Source organism: Dryocola clanedunensis (assembly GCF_038405435.1).
GTDB classification, from domain to species: Bacteria; Pseudomonadota; Gammaproteobacteria; order Enterobacterales; family Enterobacteriaceae; genus Dryocola; species Dryocola clanedunensis_A.
Map to the genome: position 1 here is coordinate 1 of NZ_JBBYHZ010000063.1, position 797 is coordinate 797.

Here is a 797-nt window from a genome sequence, read left to right on the forward strand (position 1 = left end):
GGCTGCCACGCCTTCGGCCGAAGTGCGCGATGTGATCATCGCCAGCCTGCGCGTGCGCGACTGGGTCAACACCCCGACCGAGGACATGGGTCCACAGCAGCTGGAAGATGCCGCGCGCGAACTGGCCACGGCGCATGGTGCGCAGATCGACGTGATCACCGGCGATGCGCTGCTGGAGCAGAACTTCCCCTCCATCCATGCCGTGGGCCGCGCCTCGCACCGGGCCCCGCGCCTGATCGTGCTGCGCTGGGGCAATGCAGGGCAGCCGCACGTTGCGCTGGTCGGCAAGGGCGTGTGCTTTGACACCGGCGGGCTGGACATCAAGCCGGGCGATGGCATGCGCAACATGAAGAAGGACATGGGCGGCGCCGCGCACGCGCTGGGCCTGGCCGGGCTGATCATGGCCCAGCAGCTGCCGGTGCAGCTGACCCTGCTGATCCCGGCGGTGGAAAACGCGATCGGTCCGGATGCGGTCCGCCCGGGCGAGGTGATCGCCACCCGCCAGGGCCTGAGCATCGAGATCGACAACACCGACGCCGAAGGGCGCGTGATCCTGGCCGACGCGTTGACCTACGCCAGCGAGCAGCAGCCGGAGATCGTGCTCGATTTCGCCACCCTGACCGGCGCGGCCCGCATCGCGCTCGGTCCGGATCTGCCGGCATTGTTCAGCAACGACGACACTCTTGCCCAGCAGTGGCTGCAGGCCGGTGAATCGGTGCGCGATCCGGTCTGGCGCATGCCGCTGTGGCGTCCGTACCTGCGCTACCTGCACAGCAACATCGCCGACCTGGCCAACG

The 797-nt window shown here is 68.9% G+C and carries 1 protein-coding gene; it reads left to right on the forward strand.

Going from position 1 to position 797, the window contains the following annotated elements; all coding sequences use genetic code 11:
* Window positions 1-797, forward strand: a 797-nt coding sequence (locus tag AAE045_RS23375) for a leucyl aminopeptidase family protein (protein WP_455549704.1), incomplete at both ends; no start/stop codon positions are given.